The sequence below is a fragment of the Coprococcus sp. OM06-34AC genome (assembly GCF_003462545.1).
Taxonomy (GTDB): domain Bacteria; phylum Bacillota; class Clostridia; order Lachnospirales; family Lachnospiraceae; genus Coprococcus; species Coprococcus aceti.
The window spans coordinates 49,383-68,389 of record NZ_QTZF01000002.1 but is presented as its reverse complement, the minus strand read 5'-3'; the positions used below and the strand labels follow the sequence as shown (position 1 = coordinate 68,389).

Genomic DNA, 19,007 nt, shown 5'->3' with positions numbered 1-19,007 from the left:
CAGGACGTTCTGCGCCGCCAGTGTGGGTGATAAATAACAGGCAATTTAATGCGTATCATGGTTTACAGATGAAAAGGTTCAGCCGACAATCACACGGGCTGAGTCATTTCATGTATGAATCAACAGACCGGGTCATGCGGGCACAAATATGACCCTGACGACAGAGAATGAGGAGAGAAAATTATGTATCAGAAAGGCGCAAAAGGGTGGCTGAAGCACTTTGACTTCATGCTGCTGGATCTTATAGTACTTCAATTATCATTTCTTGCGGCATTCCAGATCAGACACGGCATGGTAAATCCGTATGCGAACAGAGACTATCTCGCGCTGGCTATCATCACGGAGCTGGCGGATATAGTAGCCATGATATTTCTGAATACATATGAGGGCGTCATCAGAAGAGGATACTTCAAGGAATTCATATCCAGCTTCAAGAACGGTTTCGTGATAGTTGCACTGCTCCTTCTGTATGTGTTTGTCCTCAAGGATACATCTATATATTCCAGAACTACTATACTGCTCATGTGGGCCATATACGTATATGCTACATTTGCAGTGAGGAGCCTGTGGAAGAAGCATCTTGCGAAATATGCAGAGCATGGCAAGGGCAAGAAGCTCCTGGTCATGACCACCAGACATGTAGCAGATGAAGTGGTGGCAGGCCTCAAGGAGAAGAACTACTCCGGGTTTGATATAGTAGGAGTCATGGTGATAGATGCCAATCTCATCGGTCAGGAGATCCAGGGAGTGCCGGTGGTGGCGGATTACAACAGTGCAGTTGATTATGTGAGAACCGCATGGGTGGACGAGATATACGTGGATGTGCGTGGAGCATACGGATATGCGAACACCCTGATAGACGCATTTATCGAGGGCGGCATCACAGTTCACATGTGCATATCATCCATCGTGAGGACCCACGGCGACAAGCAGCTCATCCAGAAGATAAATGGTGAGACCGTGGTCACGACCATGATGAACTACGCAACACCAAAGCAGATGTTGCTCAAGAGAACGGCAGATATAATAGGTGGTCTGGTAGGTAGCGTATTCACGCTCATCCTCACCATATTCATAGGACCTATCATATACATCAAGTCCCCGGGACCGATCTTCTTCAAGCAGGAGAGAGTGGGACTGAACGGCAAGATATTCAAGATGTACAAGTTCCGAAGCATGTACATGGACGCTGAGGAGCGCAAGAAGGAACTCATGGCGCAGAACACCATGAGCGATTCTAAGATGTTCAAGATGGACTTTGATCCGAGAGTCATAGGCAACAAGATCCTGTCGGACGGCACCAAGAAGAAGGGAATCGGCCAGTATATCAGGGACTTCTCCATAGACGAGTTCCCACAGTTCTTCAATGTGCTAAAAGGGGATCTGTCACTGGTTGGAACCAGGCCGCCTCTCATCTCTGAGGTGGAGCAGTACGAGATGCACCACAAGAGCCGTCTTGCTACGAAACCGGGTATCACTGGAATGTGGCAGGTGAGCGGCAGAAGTGACATCACGGACTTCGAGGAGGTCGTGAGACTGGATACGGAGTATATAGAGAACTGGAGCTTTGGACTTGATATGAAGATTATACTTAAGACGATTAAGGTGGTGCTTGGTAGGGAAGGGTCGAAGTAGGAGGCACATACTGGAATGACATCGATGATATGTCACAGGCGCGTCAGCGAGTGTGGCTACAACATTAGCAAAAATAGATAATGAGGAGGATATGAGATTGAAAGGAATAATACTCGCCGGAGGTTCCGGCACAAGATTGTACCCACTTACGATGGTGACGAGCAAACAGCTCTTGCCGATATATGACAAGCCGATGATATACTATCCACTGTCTGTACTTATGAATGCGGGAATAAGGGAGATTCTTATCATCTCAACTCCAGCGGATACGCCGAGATTTGAAGCACTTCTAGGCGATGGACATCAGTTCGGAATAGAACTGTCATATGCAGTACAGCCATCACCTGACGGACTTGCGCAGGCGTTCATAATCGGTGCGGATTTCATCGGAGGTGACAGTGTGGCTATGGTGCTGGGAGATAACATATTCGCGGGTCACGGACTCAAGAAGAGGCTCAATGAAGCTGTGGCAAATGCTGAAGGTGGCAATGGTGCTACAGTGTTCGGATATTATGTGGACGACCCGGAGAGGTTTGGCATAGTTGAGTTTGATGAGAACGGCAAGGCCATATCCATAGAGGAGAAACCGGAGAAGCCGAAGAGCAACTACTGTGTGACCGGACTTTACTTCTATGACAACAGAGTTGTGGAGTATGCGAAGGGGCTTAAGCCATCGGCCAGAGGAGAGCTGGAGATCACTGATCTGAACAGGATATATCTAGAGAATGGTGATCTGAACGTGGAACTCCTAGGACAGGGGTTCACATGGCTTGATACAGGAACACATGAGAGTCTGGTGGATGCTACTAATTTCGTAAAGACTGTGGAGCAGCATCAGCACAGAAAGATAGCATGCCTTGAGGAGATAGCATACCTGAATGGCTGGATCAGCAGGGAAGAGGTTCTTAAGGTATATGAAGTGCTGAAGAAGAATCAGTATGGACAATATCTTAAAGATGTCCTTGATGGCAAGTATCAGGAGCACCTTTATTAGAATATAGATACATTGAGCATTTGCTCAGGTACAAAGATAGAAAAAGAAGTAAGAGGCAAATGCGAGGAGGAGAATTATGACAATTATAGTAACAGGTGGAGCAGGATTTATAGGAAGCAACTTCGTATTCCACATGCTTAAGAAGTATCCGGATTATAGAATCGTATGTCTTGACAAGCTTACATATGCGGGCAATTTGTCAACTCTTGAGCCGGTGATGGACAATCAAAACTTCAGATTCGTGAAGCTTGATATATGTGATAGAGAGGGCGTATATAAGCTGTTCGAAGAGGAACATCCAGATATGGTTGTGAACTTCGCTGCTGAGTCCCATGTGGACAGATCCATAGAGAACCCAGAGATATTCCTTCAGACAAATATCATAGGAACAGCCACACTGATGGATGCATGTAGAAAGTATGGTATACAGAGATATCATCAGGTAAGTACCGATGAAGTATATGGTGACCTTCCACTTGACAGACCAGATCTCTTCTTCACAGAGGAGACTCCAATACATACAAGCTCACCATACAGCAGCTCCAAGGCTGGAGCAGACCTGCTTGTTCTTGCATATCACAGAACATATGGACTTCCTGTTACTATCAGCAGATGTTCGAATAACTATGGTCCATATCACTTTCCAGAGAAGCTTATACCACTTATGATAGCCAATGCTTTGGCAGATAAGCCGCTTCCAGTATATGGAGAGGGATTAAACGTGCGCGACTGGCTCTATGTGGAGGATCACTGCAAGGCGATAGACCTTATCATCCATAAGGGACGAGTAGGAGAGGTCTACAACGTAGGTGGACACAATGAGAAGAAGAATATAGATATAGTGAAGATCATATGTAAAGAGCTTGGCAAGCCAGAAAGCCTTATCACCCATGTGGGAGACAGGAAGGGACATGACATGAGATATGCCATAGACCCTACAAAGATCCACAACGAGCTTGGATGGCTTCCAGAGACGAAGTTCGAGGACGGAATCAAGAAGACAATACAGTGGTATCTGGACAACCGTGAGTGGTGGGAGACCATCATCAGTGGCGAGTACCAGAACTACTATGAGAAGATGTATAGCAATAGATAATTGACTTATATTCATATTACAATACCACCGCAGAGCGTATATGTAATATGAAATAATAAAAGTCAATTATCATGGAGGTTTAGAATGAGATTTTTCGTAACAGGTGTTGGCGGCCAACTTGGGCATGACGTGATGAATGAACTTCTGAAGCGCGGATACGAGGGGGTTGGTTCGGATATACAGCCTAAATATAGCGGCGTGGATGACGGATCACTAGTGACTAAGGCTGACTATGTGCAGCTCGACATCACTGACAAGGCTGCTGTAGAAAAGATAGTAACAGAGATTAAGCCTGATGCAGTTATCCACTGTGCGGCGTGGACTGCGGTGGATGCTGCAGAAGACGAAGAGAATATAGACAAGGTTCGTGCTATCAATGCCGGTGGAACAAGAAATATTGCAGAGGTGTGTAAAAAGCTTTCCTGCAAGATGACATATACCAGTACGGATTATGTGTTTGATGGTCAGGGAGATATACCATGGGAGCCGGACTGTAAGGACTATGCACCGCTCAATGTGTATGGACAGACAAAGCTTGAGGGTGAACTTGCGGTATCTGAATTGCTTGATAAGTATTTCATAGTGAGAATAGCCTGGGTGTTCGGTCTCAATGGAAAGAACTTCATCAAGACAATGCTCTCTGTAGGGAAGACTCATGATGAGGTGAGAGTAGTATGTGACCAGATAGGAACACCTACTTATACGCTGGATCTAGCGAGGCTTCTTGTGGATATGAATGAGACTGAGAAGTATGGCTACTATCATGCAACCAATGAAGGTGGGTATATCAGCTGGTATGATTTCACATGTGAGATATATAGACAGGCTGGATACAGCACAAAGGTGACACCTGTTACAACAGAGGAGTATGGACTTTCAAAAGCGGCAAGGCCGTACAACAGCAGACTTGACAAGAAGAAACTTGCAGAGACTGGGTTTACGCCACTTCCTACATGGCAGGATGCGGTTAGCAGATATATTAAAGATTTATCATGAGGAGGGACCCGCGTTAGCGGGAGGAGTCCTGATGATTACGCAGACGCCACGCGCAAGCGTCTTAAATGCGTCTGCTCCATAATAGAGTATTAAGGAAATAAGAGGTATAGATACAATGGGACAGATAAAGGTTGAAAAGAATGTAGGCGGTATAGAAGGTCTGTGTGTCATCGAACCGGCAGTACATGGCGACAGCAGAGGATACTTCATGGAGACTTATAATGAGAGAGATATGAAGGAAGCTGGAATAGATGTGAAGTTTGTACAGGACAATCAGTCTATGTCAACCAAGGGTGTTCTCAGAGGGCTTCACTTCCAAAAGAACTATCCACAGTGTAAGCTGGTAAGAGCTGTGCGTGGAGAAGTGTTCGATGTGGCTGTGGATCTCAGAAGTAATTCTGAAACTTATGGTAAATGGTATGGTGTACGACTTTCCGCTGAGAATAAGAAACAGTTCCTCATACCTGAGGGATTCGCACATGGATTCCTTGTGCTTTCTGATGAAGCAGAGTTCTGTTATAAGGTGAATGATTTCTGGCATCCAAACGATGAGGGCGGTATGGCATGGAATGATCCGGAGATAGAAATTGAATGGCCAGAGGTTGTTGGTGAGTATAAGGGCAGTGCCAGTGCTGAAGGCTATGCGTTGAAGGATGGTACTAGACTTAATTTGAGTGATAAGGATCAGATGTGGAGTGGTATGAAGGATACGTTTAAATTCTAGGAAGATATAGTGGTTATATATATTTATGCGATTAAAGTCATAGAAATGGAGATCTGACAATGAATATACTCATTTTGGGCGCGGCTGGATTTATAGGAACCAATTTAACCTTCAATCTTTCAAAGAACAAGGATGATAAAATTACACTTGTTGATAAAAACAAAGAGTATTTTGTTAATATAGAAAAAAAATGTCTTGAAAATGTAACTATTAAAGAAGCATCATTGGATGAGAAGATGGATTTTAGTATCCTTGATGGTCAAGATATAGTATATCATCTTGTAAGTTCAAATGTTCCAACAACATCAAATCAACATATTAGCCTTGATATTCAGGCCAATGTTTTATTTTCATCATATTTATTTGATGCATGTGTTGAACATAGTGTAAAAAAAGTTGTTTTTATTTCCTCTGGAGGAACTGTATATGGTAAAGAGGCAACATGTCCTTTATCAGAGGAAACCCCGACAAATCCCATATCATCTTATGGTATTCAAAAGATAACTATAGAGAAATTATTATATTTATATAATTATATGTATGGTTTAGACTATAGAATTATAAGATTGGCAAACCCGTATGGTCCATATCAACGTCCTAATGGGGTTCTTGGGGCTGTGACGACATTTACATATAAGGCAATTAAGAGAGAAGAAATTCAGGTATATGGTGACGGTTCTGTTGTACGAGATTATATATATATTGATGATGCTATAAATGCGATAATCAAAGTTGTTAATGGAGAAAACAAGCACCATACATTTAATTTGGGATGTGGTTATGGAACATCTATTAAAGAATTGCTCTTAACGATAGAGAAAGCATTAGGAATAGAATTGAAAATTGTATATAGAGCGGGAAGAACGGTAGATGTTCCTGTTAATTATTTAGATATAAGTAGGTATGAAAAATACTATGGAAAACTAAATCCGATTAGCTTAGAAGAAGGAATTAAAAGAACCGCAAAGTTTATGAAAGAGGAATTATTGTAATGGAAAGAATAGCTGTTATTATGGGCAAGATGCATTCTGGGGGGAAAAAAAATCTGGTCATGGAATATTATAGGCATATAGACAGAGACAAGATTCAGTTTGATTTTATTTGCGATGATGACTCAAATGCTATTCCAACGGAAGAAATAGAAGAATTAGGCGGAAGAGTCTTTATAGTGCCAAGATATCAAAATATATTTGCAAACATACGTGAAATTAAAAGAATATGCAAGGATAATAACTATAAAATTGCACACGGCTATAATGGAACTATGAATGTCTTTGGGTTATATGCAGCATGGCGAGCTGGCGTGAAAGTGCGTATTAATGAGAGTATATCCATGGCGCATAAGGCAGATAAAAAAACAATTCTTAAAAATATTCTAAAACCTTTTTCAAGGTGTTTTTCAACACACTATATGGCAAATGGAGACGTGTGCGGAAAATGGCAGTTTGGAAAGTTATATGATGAAGGAAAAGTAGCTGTTTTTAAAACAGTTATAAATGCCGACGAAAATAGATTTGCCCCAGAACTTAGAGAAAAATGCAGAGAAGAGTTTGGATTAAAGAATAATGTTGTGATTGGACATATTGGCAGATTGACGGCTCAAAAAAATACACTTTTTATAATTGATATATTTAATGAGATCACTAAACTTGAGGGAAAAGCAAAACTTGTAATTATTGGCGATGGTGATTTGCGAGAAGAAATGCTCTCTAAAATAAAAGAATATGGAATAGATGATAAAGTTCTTTACTTAGGGAGAAGAGAGGATATTAGACAATTTTATAATGCAATGGACTGTTTTTTATTGCCTTCACTATATGAAGGATTGCCAGTTGTTGGTGTTGAGGCTGAATGCTGTGGATTGCCAATGTTTTTTTCAAGTGAAATTCCTAAAGAATCGAGTCCATGTGATGATTTAGGAGAATTTATTTCGCTAGAAAAGAAACCTATGTATTGGGCAGAAAGGGTTATAAATAGGATTGAAAAAATACAAAGAGCAGATCATAGCAAAGAGATAAGGGTTGCAGGATTTGATTCGGTTACAGAAGCAAAAAAGTTACTTACTTATTATGAGGAGTTATTAAAATGAAAAAAGTTCAAGTCTTGTTATCAACATACAATGGTGAAAAATATCTAAAAGAGCAGCTTGATAGCATAATAGCACAAGAAGGTGTAGATGTTCATATTTTGGTCCGAGATGATGGTTCTAAGGATGACACTATAAAAATATTAGAGGGGTATGAAAATATTGATATAATAAAAGGCTCAAATATAGGTGTTTGTAAAAGCTTTTTTGAGTTGATAAATAAATCAGGGGAATATGATTACTATTCATTTGCGGATCAAGATGATGTTTGGGATTGTGATAAGTTGGTAATCGCAATAAATAAATTAGAAAAGTGCGATTCTAAACCAGCAGTTTATGCATCAAATACAAGACTGGTAGATGCAAATTTAGCATTTTTAAAATGTGAGGATGATAATCCAAAGACAACTCTAGGGTCGGCGTTTGTAAAAAATTATTGTACGGGATGCACAATGGTGTTTAATAAACAATTGATGAAATATCTTAAAAATAATTTGCCAGAGTATGCTCCGATGCATGATTGGTGGGTTAATTTAGTTTGTTTATCGATTGGTGGAGTTTCTTTATATGATCAAAAGCCTCATATGAATTATCGCCAGCACGGAAATAATGTATTGGGAGCAGAAAAAAATCCAATCTTAAAAGCTCAAAATAGATGGAGTAAGTTTAGAAATGAATCATATCATAGAGATATCATGGCAAAGGAACTTGCTAGTATGTATTCAACCGTAATGACGAGAGAGGCCTTAGAAGTAGTCAATGTGTTAGGAGACGAAAAAAGAAGGTTAATAAATATTATAAAAAATAAATGCATTAAAACAGGTTGTTTGTCAGTAGATTTTCTTTTCATAATATTAGTAATCTTTAAGAAAATATAGAAGTGACCAATAATTAAAAGGAGTTTATATACAAATGATTTGGATAGTGATAATTATTTCAATTATAATGTTTATTCCATTTTATTGTATATTGGGTAAGGAATGGTATGGACCTTATGGATTGTTTTATATACCATTTCTTATTTGCTATATAATAGCAGGTTTAAATTCTAACAAGTGGAATTTTGAGTTGGGAATGAAAACAAGTGGTATTCTTATATTAGGTGAGCTTGCTTTTCTATTAGGTTGTTTAGTTGCAAAAAAAATTGTATGTGTAAAGAGACATGAAAAAACCCAAAGAGTGTTATTTAGTTTAGGGGGAGGGAGCAATAGAGTAAATAACAGAAAATTAGCTTTTTTAGTGTTATTGGAAACGGTTTTTTTCGCTATATATTTAGTTATGGTATATTTGTGGGGGGTTAGGCATGGATGCTCGGTTATTGAGGCAATTAATCATATTATGTTAAATGGTAAATTTGATGGAGATGGAGATCCGTTGGGGTTGCCATTTTGGTTACAGTTGTTGTTACAAATGAACTATATTGCAGGGTATTTTTTTGCATATTTAATTGCAAGAAAAATTCTACTTAAGGAGCATATAAGCACAGTATTATTAATAATAGGTTATGTCGTCTCAATATTAACAAACTTTTTAGGCGGTTCAAGAGGCCCTATCTTAGAAATATTGGCTTCATTGTTGATTAGCTTTGGAATAGTTTACTTTTTTAAAACTGATAGGAAAATATTTTCGATGTCAAAGATAATAAAGGTTGCAATTATAATTGTTATAGTGGGTATTACATTTTTTGCAGTATTACCTTTGATGGGACGAAATCAGACTGCAGTAGATGAAAGTGATGTGTTTACACAATACATAGGTTCACAGATATATAATTTGAATTATTATGTTGAAAATATAGATAAACGAAGTACATTTTTCTGTGCAGAAACATTAAAGAGTTTATATAATGATATAGAATCTATATTAGGTATACAATTGGGATATAAAAATGGTATGGTTGGAAACTTTTTTGTCTTTACAAATAAAGGGCATAATTTAGGTAATGTTTTCACGACTTATTATAATTTTTATATAGATTTTGGAATAATTGGAGTTTTTATTTTCACTTTTTTTATAGGATGGATTTCTGAAAAATACTTTATGAGCATAAAATACAACCAAAGTATGGTTAATTATAAGTTAGTTATATATATATATATGGGGGCATCTATAGCTTTCAGCTTTTTTGCATCAAGATTTTTTCAAAATGTGATACAGTTAAAAATGATCTTAAAAGTATTATGGATAATGATAATGTATTTATATTTGGTTGAAGATTCTTACATTAGAGTGAATTTAGGAGGAAAAAGAAAACTGATATTTCACAAGGTTAGACGCGAATAAAGGAGAAAATCGATATATGAAGATTATATGTGTTTTAGTTACATACAATAGAATTGACAAATTAAAGACTGCACTGAAGTCGTATGTCAACCAAACAACCCTGCCAGATAAAATGATAGTAGTAGACAACCATTCAAATGACGGTACAATAGAATTTTTAAATGAATGGTGTGAAATAAATCATGGATTTGAAAAGGAACTAATATTTTTGCCAAATAATACAGGTGGATCTGGTGGTTTTTATGCTGGATTAAAGAAAGCTTTAGAATATGATTCTGACTGGATTTATATTTCTGATGATGATGCGTATTTAGATGATGATGTGATAGAGAAAATCAAAAGATATGCAACATCAACAGACGACAACGTAGGGGCGATTTGTGCTACTGTAAAAGAAAATGATGGGTTAGGCTATTATCACAGAAGAGTGATAAAAGAAGGTGTATTGGGAATTAAGGAAAAAAATCTGCCTGATACTGATTATAATAGAAAATGTGTTGAATTATCAACATATTCATTTGTGGGAACAGCAATAAGGACAAGCTCATTGTGGAATATCGGATTACCCAATAAGGACTTTTTCTTGTGGTATGATGACACAGAGCATGGAATTAGAATGGGAAAAAGATATAAAATTTTGTTTTACCCAGACATTATTGTGAAGCATGATGTTGATAGCGCAAATACAGGTGTAAATTGGAAAAAGTATTATGGATATAGAAATAATTTGTTATCAATAAAGTATAACTATAATATTCGATATTTTAAAAATAAGATAATGATGTTAAGGATATCTATGTTGAGGGATTACTTAATTCCTGCGCGACGACCACTTATAGAAATGAAAAAGCAGGCAATTAAAGATGCAAAAAATAATAAATTGGGGATATCAGAGGTTTATTATCCAGGAGCGAAACTTTAAAGGAGAATATGATGAAGGTTGTATATGTAGGTGATAATAGAAATCGTGGAAATTTTGGCTGTAGAGCAACAAGCACGGCATTATCACAATTAATTTCTAAGAAAAATGAAATAGTAGGTGTTGTGTCTGGTAAATACACAAACTTTGATAATGGTGAGCTTTTTTTTCACAAAATTTATACAAAGAAATTTTATGAAAAATTAGGAAGAATAAAAAACTGGGATTCATTAAAAACAGGATTTTATCTGTTTGCAAGAATGATAAAAAGACATAAATATTTTTTTAGCAATTTTGATTTTATTGGATATGATTTGGATAAGTCTATAGATAATCTACTTAGATGCTTGCCTGCTAATCCGAATTTAAAGGAATTTGATTTAACGCAATATGATTTTGATGCATTGGTGGTAAACGGTGAAGGTTCGTTTATTTTTGCAACACCGCCATGGAGAGAATGCCTAGTTGAAATGATGTTAATGCATTGGGCTTTAAAAATGGGAAAAAAAGTTTACTATTTAAATGGAATGTTGTCAGATGATCCATATACAGCAACTAATATGAAGACAATTGAGATTGCTAAAGAATTATTTGCAAAATGTGAAGTCGTACAGATTAGAGAATACGAGTCATTGGATTATGCGAAAAAATATTTTCCCAATTCACATATCGAATTGAGACCAGATGCATTATTTACTTGGTATAAATACATAAATGATGGTTTTAATATAAATAATGGTAGGTATTTTATGGGACCGTCAGGTGCTACAGATAGTACATTTAATAGCTATGATTTTACTAAAGAGTATATTTGCGTGGCTGGTTCGTCATCTCTTAGCCTTGAAACAAAGGATAAAGATAAAATAGTAATGACATACTGTAATTTAGTTAATAAATTAAAAACACTAAAAAAGGAAATATACGTTGTTGAGGTTTGTGAAGGGGATTATTTTTTAAGGGAGGTAGCAGAGAAAACAAATACAAAATTGATTCCCATAGACACGCCTATTATTGCAGCAGGAAAAATTTTGGCAAATGCAAGAGCCTTTGTTTCAGGTCGATATCATCCGGCTATTTTAGCCTCATTGGGTGGAACTCCATGTGTATTTATGGCTTCCAATTCACATAAAACAAAAAGTCTTCAGGAATTATTAAAATACGAGAATGTTGTTGAATATCCTGTTTTGCCGTCTGATGAAGAAATTATGAGTATTGTTCAGGACACAAGTATTGTTATCCAAGGCGGAGATGAGACCAGAGATAAAATTCGGAATAGAGCAAAGGAATTGTGTGATAATGCTCAAACTATAAGTGAATTGATTAAATAAGAGGAATAGATTATGAAAGATAGAAATGGTGAGTTGCTAAAAAGTACGTTGATATTATCAATTGGGCAAATCGTTCCTAAGTTTTTGGCCTTTATTATATTACCTATTTTAACAACATATTTGACACAGAGAGATTATGGATTGTATGAGCTCACCATAAGTGTTGCAAGTTTTTGTATACCGATGTTTAGTCTCCAGATTCAGCAAGGAGTATTTAGATACCTGATAGAGAATAAAATAAATAAAGAAAATATTATCACAGATAGTTTTTATTTCTTAATATTGATATTCGTAATTTTTTCATTGCCTGTAGTGGGGTGTTGGTACTTATATACAAAAAGTATCTATCTGTCAACAATTTTTTTCCTTGCATATTTCTTTGAAATGCTATTGACTTGGGCTGGGCAAACAGTGAGAGGGTTAGGAGACAATGTTTCGTACTCTATGGCATATATATGTTATTCAGTATGTTTTTTGGCTGTTTTAGTGTGCGAATTATTATTGAATAAGACACTAAGTATATATAATGTTGTTGTGTCAATGATTATCTCCTATGTCTTATCAGCAGTTTTTTTGCTAGTAAAGGATAAGTTGTATTCATATATATGTTTAGCCAGTTTTGATAAAAAAGTATTGAAGGTATTATTAGCATATTCCATACCAATGGTTATAAGCTCCGCTGCTTTGTGGATTGTTAATTTGTCAGATAGATTTTTTGTTTCGGGAATGCTTGGAGTAGAAGTGACTGCGGTATATGCTGTTGCGAATAAGGTTCCTAATTTGTTTAATTCTTTTTATGGCATTTTTAATTTAGCATGGACTGAGAATACATCAAAACTTACAAAGGATGAGAAAAGTAGTGATTATTATTCGCTTTTTTTTAAAAGCTTTTATAATGTTATGGTAGGACTTATGTTGTTACTTATATGTGTAGGTCCAATTATCTTTAAGATTTTAATAAATAGCAAGTATAATAATGCATACTCACTTATGCCTTGGCTATATATAGGTGTTTTTTTTAGTAGTTTAGTATCTTTTTTAGGATCAATTTATATAGGTGAAAAAAGAACAAAAGATGTAGGCGTTTCTTCGGCAGTAGGTGCGGTGATCAATGTGTTAATAAATTTATTTTTTATGAAACAATTTGGTGTTATAGTAGCTGCGCTATCTACAATAATATCTTATGCAATTATATTCGTATATAGAGCTATTGATATAAAAAAATATGTCACAATAAAATACAATTTAAAATCTATTGTTGGAGGGCTGATTACAATAATTTTTGTATCTATTTTTAATATGGAATTTTCTATAATAAGATGGATGATATCGCTTATAATTATGACTACTTATAATTGGGTGTTTAATAGAAATACAGTTGTAGCCCTTGGGAAAAAGGTGATGGGTAAGTTTGCTAGAAAGTAGAATAGATGCCTGAGGTGCCAGGTGCAAGTGAACATTCTGTGAATAATGTTAAGCTAAGTTTCATGCGTATATATTTATTTAAATATGCCAGTGCTGTACTAAAACAATTGGGGCAGTTGCGATAGTAACAAATAGTATATATCATTATTTGAGTTTATTTGTAGATAATAAAGATGAACATAAACTTATTACTTACTAATGAGGAGAAAACAAATGGAGACAACTTTACTTATAATGGCGGCAGGAATCGGCTCAAGATTTGGAACCGGAATCAAACAGCTGGAGCCTGTAGATGATGGTCAGCACATTATCATGGATTATTCAATCCATGATGCCATAGAGGCAGGATTTAATCATGTTGTATTTATTATCCGCAAGGATATTGAGAGAGAATTTAGATCTGTTATAGGTGATCGGATTGCTGCCATTTGCGGGAAATCTGGTGTTACGGTTGATTATGCATTTCAGGATATTGAGGATATTCCGGGGGAGCTGCCGGCAGGCAGAACTAAGCCATGGGGAACAGGACAGGCCGTGCTTGCTGCTAAAGCCGTGCTGAAGACACCATTTGTCGTGATAAATGCAGATGATTATTATGGCAAGGAAGGCTTCAGACTGGTTCATGAGTATCTGGAGAACGGAGGACAGTCATGTATGGCTGGATTCGTACTCAAGAATACATTGTCTGATAATGGTGGTGTGACCAGAGGCATTTGCAAGATGGACGATCAGAATAATCTGACAGAGGTGGTGGAGACCAAGAATATCGTCAAGACTGCGGATGGTGCAGCTGCGGACGGCATAGCCATTGATACGGAGTCTCTAGTGTCCATGAACATGTGGGGACTGACACCGGAATTCCTGGATATGTTGGAGGCAGAATTCGCGGAGTTCTTTGAGACGGAGGTTCCTGGTGATCCACTTAAGGCAGAGTTTCTTATTCCTACATTCATAGGAGAGCTTCTGGATGAGAAGAAGATGACGGTTAAGGTTCTCCGGACGAATGATACCTGGTATGGTATGACGTATAAGGAAGATGTTGAGGCTGTTAAGGAGAGCTTTAAGGGGATGATTGAGGACGGTGTGTATGAGAAGGATTTGTTTGGGGATTTGTAGATAGGATGTTTATATGGATGTGATGTGATATGATTGCCAGCCCGGGAGGGCTGGCAATTGGTGGTTATAGGTAATATTATAGACCTGTTGCGATTTGCTATACAATGTGGATTGAAAAAAGAATGTATGTTATAATGTTTAATACCAAAGTATGTAATAAAACAAGTGACTGATGATAATTTTACGAAAAACAAAGTGGGGAAGGATATAATATGGATGATTTATTCGAATCAATTCGTAATAAAAAATAATAGAGATCTTCAATTGCTGAAATAAGAAACAAGGACAGTGATGTGCATGGAGTTGGGGCTAATAGGATAGCAATTGATGAACATCATGCAAGACTGTTTGTAAATGCGGCAATGACAATGTCAGATTTTATATTATCTGTTTATATTAAGGAGGCATGACGATATGATTCATAGAGTGACTTGTGATAAATGTGGTTCCATTTCGGAATATGATGATAGATCTATATGGGAGGGCAACCGTGAACGTGAAGAGGTAGAATGCCCTGTGTGTGGGAATATTATTGGGAGCGTTTTTACAGACCTTGTACCTGTAGCAAGGCTTATAAGTAAAGGATAAATTATGTATAGAAAAGTAATGTTTTCATTGATGTTGCTGTCATTGATACTATTATCTCTAATTGCATGGAAAGTTGGTGTGTTTACGACGATCGTAGGTCTGTCATTTTACCGTTAGTAAGAGAGGAGCAAAGAATACTAAATGAGTGGTGGATATATTTCAAAAATAACATTCAACAATAATCAGAGTGTAGAGATAAATGCAAATGATATAGTTGTATTTGTAGGTGCTAATAACGTAGGGAAAAGTCAAACATTAAAAGATATATATAAACTGTGTGATAGAAAAGTTCCTACGATGGTAGTTGAAGATATAGATATCGTTAAGTACGATGTTGATCTTGATAAATTTTTACCCACAATATCGCATATAAAAAACATGGGGGCTTATAAAGAATTTTCGGGAATGGGCTTCTATTTTAATTCGTATAGTGTGCAGGATTATGCTAAAGAAAAGCGGTATGGACAAATAAGAGATATATTTGTTGCTTATTTAGACACTATGAACAGATTATCCATTTGTAATCCTCCTGAATTGATTTCGAGAAATGCGGAAAAAAGGCATCCAATTCATTATGCTGCTTTTAATGGAAAATATAGAATTTGGCTAAGTGAAAATTTTAAAAAGGCGTTCGGTAAAGATTTAATCCCTTTTACACAGAATGGTAGTAATATACCATTGTGTATAGGCGATGTTGTGAAATTCGATACGGAATTTGATGATGAACAACTACGTCAGGAAGCATATTCAGAAATTTTAGAAACATATAAACAGGTTCAGGATCAAGGGGATGGGATAAAAAGTTTTACAGGAATATTATTGTATTTAATGTTGGATTATTATTCTACTTTTTTAATAGATGAACCTGAATCGTTTCTACATCCTCCTCAGGCGAATATAATGGGGCGTATAATAGGTGAGACATTGCAGGCGGATCAGCAAGCGTTTATTTCAACTCACAGTGAAGAAATTATTAAAGGGTTACTAGAAGTTTGTCCAGATAGGATAAAAATAGTGAGAATAAAAAGGGAGGGAGATTATAATTCGATTTCTGTTTTGGATAATGAAAAGTTCTCTGAGATATGGAATGATCCACTATTAAAGTATTCCAATATCATGACGAGTTTATTTCATAAAGAAGTTATGTTGTGTGAGAGCGATTCTGACTGCAAGATGTACTCTGTTATAGAACATCATCTTAAATACAAAGTTGGAAAATATTCAGAAACATTATTTATTCATTGTGGTGGAAAACATAGAATGGCAAAAATCGCTAGTGCCTTGCGGTCATTAGATATAGATGTAAAGTTAATCCCTGATCTGGATGTGTTGAATGATGAATGCATTTTTAAGGGTATTGCGACATCTTTTGATGTAGATTGGGAGAGTATAAAAAAAGACTATAATATAATAGCATCAAATTTACATAGCTCCAAGGAAGCAGTGGATAAAAATAAATTATTGGGTATGGTTTCTCAAATTGTTAATGAATCTGAAAATCCAAATTTATCGTTAAAAGAAATAAATACAATAAAGGCAGAACTGAAAACAGAGTCAAAGTGGGAAGCTTTGAAAAGAAATGGAATAACAGCATTGCCAAGTGGTGATGCAACGGTAGCATTTCAGAGACTGGATCAGGTGTTAAGGAATGCTGGAATATTTATTGTCCCGGTAGGAGAATTAGAATGCTTTGTTAAACAAGTAGGAGGGCATGGGCCTGATTGGGTGAATAAGGTGTTAGAGACGTATCCAGATTTAGATAATGAAGTATATGATGAAATTAAGAAATTTATAACTCAAGTATGTTGTGAGCATTTATAAACAGTGGGTTAGATAGAGTTAGGCAATACTTATTGTATATACAAGTTGTTAACTGGAATAATATTTAAGCGGTAAATCGCTCATATATAGTTAATAGCAACACTTTAGAAGGGGGCAAATATGGCAGAATACATTCGTGAAGTTGAGAAAATTATTGATGCCTACCATAAACAAGATCCGTTATTTTCTTTAAATAGAAAAACAGCATTATATAATGCATTAATCGTCTTTGAGGATGCTTGCCGCTTGGGTGGCACAACGAATCTTGCACTGATAGGTGATAACTTGGAGTATTCAATGCTAATCCGAGAACAATTAGATTCATTAAATGTTTTAATTCAATGGATATTCCAAGACTGTTCGCATAAAGACACTGATACTTTGGATATGAATATTATACCCGAGCGATATATAGATGCTGCAAAGCTATTGCAGTTTCAAGCAAAGCAATATTCACCCATTTATAGTGCGTATACCAGCTATTCGAGAGGCCATTTTTCTGCAAGTGTAAATGAAATACAAAGTAAGATAACTTTCTTAGACAATCCCCAAAATAGGAATATTATAATATCTGATATGGCAGAATCAATATTTAGAGATCAGGTAATGGGAACTAAGTTTATGACTGGTCAGGATTTGTCATTGGCAAACAGTAAACTTATAGATTCTATTAAGTTTCAAGATGGATGCATTTCCTATAGTTCCGATGAAAAAATATGGAATCCTTTTTATGAAATGATGGAGCGGCAATGGATTAATACTAGTGAATTACCAGAAGAATGGGAATTTGACAAGTTTTCAGTAAAAGATTTCAAGCAGTTTTGGATAGCGATAGCGACACTTTGTTTTATTCATATGGTAGCTTGCTTGAAAAGCGGAGTTCCTGGCGCTGCTGTTCAAGAAGCAGTTCTTATAAAATCATCGACTGAATTTGTGCAAGTCATTGCAGATAAAACTAAACTCTCTAAAGATAGAATATCTGCCATATTAAAATTACTAACATATAATAGTGGCTTGAAAAACAACGATATTGTATATCAACCTTTTGTCGAAATTGACAAGGATAGATTAGCCCTTGCTCCTCATTTGATTTTAGCAAGCAGACCAGAAAGAAACCTAATCTCACTTATCCATAAACTGAGAGATAAATCATACTTTGACTTGACAAATTTACGGGAAGGAATTATGCAAGATGAACTTGATGCTGTCACGGAAAAAATATCTACTGTATTAGTGGCAAAGAATAAATCACTTCCCGGTACCCTTCCAGATGTAGATTATGCTATATGGGATAAAGAATACAATTACATTCTTATATGTGAATTAAAATGGCTTGTTGAAGCGGATTCAACATCCGAGGTATTTGCAAGGGTTCAGGATTTGGAGCACGGGTGTAAACAGGTGTCGGATATGCTAACATATGCACAAAAAAATTGCTTTGAATTCTGTAACAAAGTGTTCGGATTTGTTACATCGGATAACTTGCCAGTAGTTATGGGATGTGTTGTTTCAAAAAAGGGGATTAGAGTATACAATTCAGATATTCCTGTAATTAGTTTACAAACACTATTGGACTTGCTAAAGAGTAATAGCGTCAATCATACTTTTGAGGTGATTAAAGAAAAAAACTATTTGTTTCCAACTCCCCCCCATTTTGAATTTGGATTACAAGCAATTTCGTATGCAGGGTATACTTTTGAAATCCCTGCGTTGATAAAAGATCAGCCCAATATTTCTGGAACATATAGGCGTATTGCCCCTAAAATAGGAAGAAATGCTCCTTGTCCGTGTGGGTCAGGTAAAAAATATAAAAAGTGTTGTGGATGTTAAAATTAGGCAGTGAAGCAAGCCAATAAAGATGATGTGGCTAAGAGATGTCATCTAAGAGGTAATGCCATTAAGCTAAGTGTTCGATAAAGTGTTCTGTGTAAAAAATACTTGTGTGTAGAGTGAATAATTACAAGTCAAAAGCATAAAGCAGAGTTTTTATGTATGA

At 36.5% G+C, this 19,007-nt stretch carries 16 protein-coding genes and 1 pseudogene; all 17 read left to right on the top strand.

All coding sequences use genetic code 11. From position 1 onward, the window contains the following. Positions 1 to 183: 183 nt before the first annotated feature. Positions 184 to 1,635 (top strand): sugar transferase, encoded by a 1,452-nt coding sequence (locus DXB91_RS03560; protein WP_118016841.1) that lies wholly within the window; start codon positions 184 to 186, stop codon positions 1,633 to 1,635. Between the two features lie 97 nt (positions 1,636 to 1,732). Further along, a complete protein-coding gene (gene rfbA, locus DXB91_RS03555; RefSeq protein WP_118016840.1) occupies positions 1,733 to 2,629 on the top strand; it encodes a glucose-1-phosphate thymidylyltransferase RfbA in 897 nt (298 codons plus the stop codon). A gap of 76 nt (positions 2,630 to 2,705) precedes the next feature. Continuing rightward, on the top strand, positions 2,706 to 3,725 hold the full coding sequence (gene rfbB, locus DXB91_RS03550) for a dTDP-glucose 4,6-dehydratase (protein ID WP_118016839.1): 1,020 nt from the start codon (positions 2,706 to 2,708) through the stop codon (positions 3,723 to 3,725). 84 nt (positions 3,726 to 3,809) lie between these two features. Further along, entirely contained in the window at positions 3,810 to 4,721 is a 912-nt protein-coding gene (rfbD, locus tag DXB91_RS03545; RefSeq protein ID WP_118016838.1) for a dTDP-4-dehydrorhamnose reductase, read from the top strand. Between the two features lie 115 nt (positions 4,722 to 4,836). Then, positions 4,837 to 5,445 (top strand): dTDP-4-dehydrorhamnose 3,5-epimerase, encoded by a 609-nt coding sequence (gene rfbC / locus DXB91_RS03540; protein ID WP_118016837.1) that lies wholly within the window; start codon positions 4,837 to 4,839, stop codon positions 5,443 to 5,445. A gap of 59 nt (positions 5,446 to 5,504) precedes the next feature. Further along, positions 5,505 to 6,437 (top strand): NAD-dependent epimerase/dehydratase family protein, encoded by a 933-nt coding sequence (locus tag DXB91_RS03535; protein WP_118016836.1) that lies wholly within the window; start codon positions 5,505 to 5,507, stop codon positions 6,435 to 6,437. Beyond that, positions 6,437 to 7,534 (top strand): glycosyltransferase, encoded by a 1,098-nt coding sequence (locus DXB91_RS03530; protein ID WP_118016835.1) that lies wholly within the window; start codon positions 6,437 to 6,439, stop codon positions 7,532 to 7,534. Before DXB91_RS03535 ends, DXB91_RS03530 begins: the two co-directional genes overlap by 1 nt. Next, complete coding sequence (locus DXB91_RS03525) at positions 7,531 to 8,409, top strand: glycosyltransferase family 2 protein (protein ID WP_118016834.1); 879 nt, start codon at positions 7,531 to 7,533, stop codon at positions 8,407 to 8,409. Before DXB91_RS03530 ends, DXB91_RS03525 begins: the two co-directional genes overlap by 4 nt. Positions 8,410 to 8,443: 34 nt before the next feature. Continuing rightward, positions 8,444 to 9,814: an O-antigen polymerase gene (locus tag DXB91_RS03520; RefSeq protein ID WP_118016833.1), complete on the top strand. Its 1,371-nt coding sequence runs from the start codon at positions 8,444 to 8,446 to the stop codon at positions 9,812 to 9,814. Positions 9,815 to 9,830: 16 nt separating this feature from the next. Continuing rightward, positions 9,831 to 10,736, top strand: coding sequence for a glycosyltransferase (locus DXB91_RS03515; protein ID WP_118016832.1), 906 nt, complete (start codon positions 9,831 to 9,833; stop codon positions 10,734 to 10,736). An 11-nt stretch (positions 10,737 to 10,747) separates the two neighbouring features. Continuing rightward, complete coding sequence (locus tag DXB91_RS03510; protein WP_158564580.1) at positions 10,748 to 12,061, top strand: polysaccharide pyruvyl transferase family protein; 1,314 nt, start codon at positions 10,748 to 10,750, stop codon at positions 12,059 to 12,061. A 12-nt stretch (positions 12,062 to 12,073) separates the two neighbouring features. After that, entirely contained in the window at positions 12,074 to 13,486 is a 1,413-nt protein-coding gene (locus tag DXB91_RS03505; RefSeq protein WP_118016830.1) for a lipopolysaccharide biosynthesis protein, read from the top strand. A gap of 213 nt (positions 13,487 to 13,699) precedes the next feature. Next, entirely contained in the window at positions 13,700 to 14,602 is a 903-nt protein-coding gene (locus DXB91_RS03500) for a sugar phosphate nucleotidyltransferase (protein ID WP_118016829.1), read from the top strand. Between the two features lie 263 nt (positions 14,603 to 14,865). Next, positions 14,866 to 15,012 (top strand): abortive infection family protein, encoded by a 147-nt coding sequence (locus DXB91_RS14720; protein ID WP_118016828.1) that lies wholly within the window; start codon positions 14,866 to 14,868, stop codon positions 15,010 to 15,012. A 4-nt stretch (positions 15,013 to 15,016) separates the two neighbouring features. Then, positions 15,017 to 15,190, top strand: a complete 174-nt coding sequence (locus DXB91_RS14090; protein WP_158564579.1) for a hypothetical protein — start codon at positions 15,017 to 15,019, stop codon at positions 15,188 to 15,190. Between the two features lie 141 nt (positions 15,191 to 15,331). Next, entirely contained in the window at positions 15,332 to 17,011 is a 1,680-nt protein-coding gene (locus DXB91_RS03490) for an ATP-dependent nuclease (protein ID WP_118016827.1), read from the top strand. A gap of 1,734 nt (positions 17,012 to 18,745) precedes the next feature. Continuing rightward, a pseudogene (locus DXB91_RS14715) lies at positions 18,746 to 18,841 on the top strand (SEC-C metal-binding domain-containing protein); the annotation flags it as partial. Positions 18,842 to 19,007 lie beyond the last annotated feature (166 nt).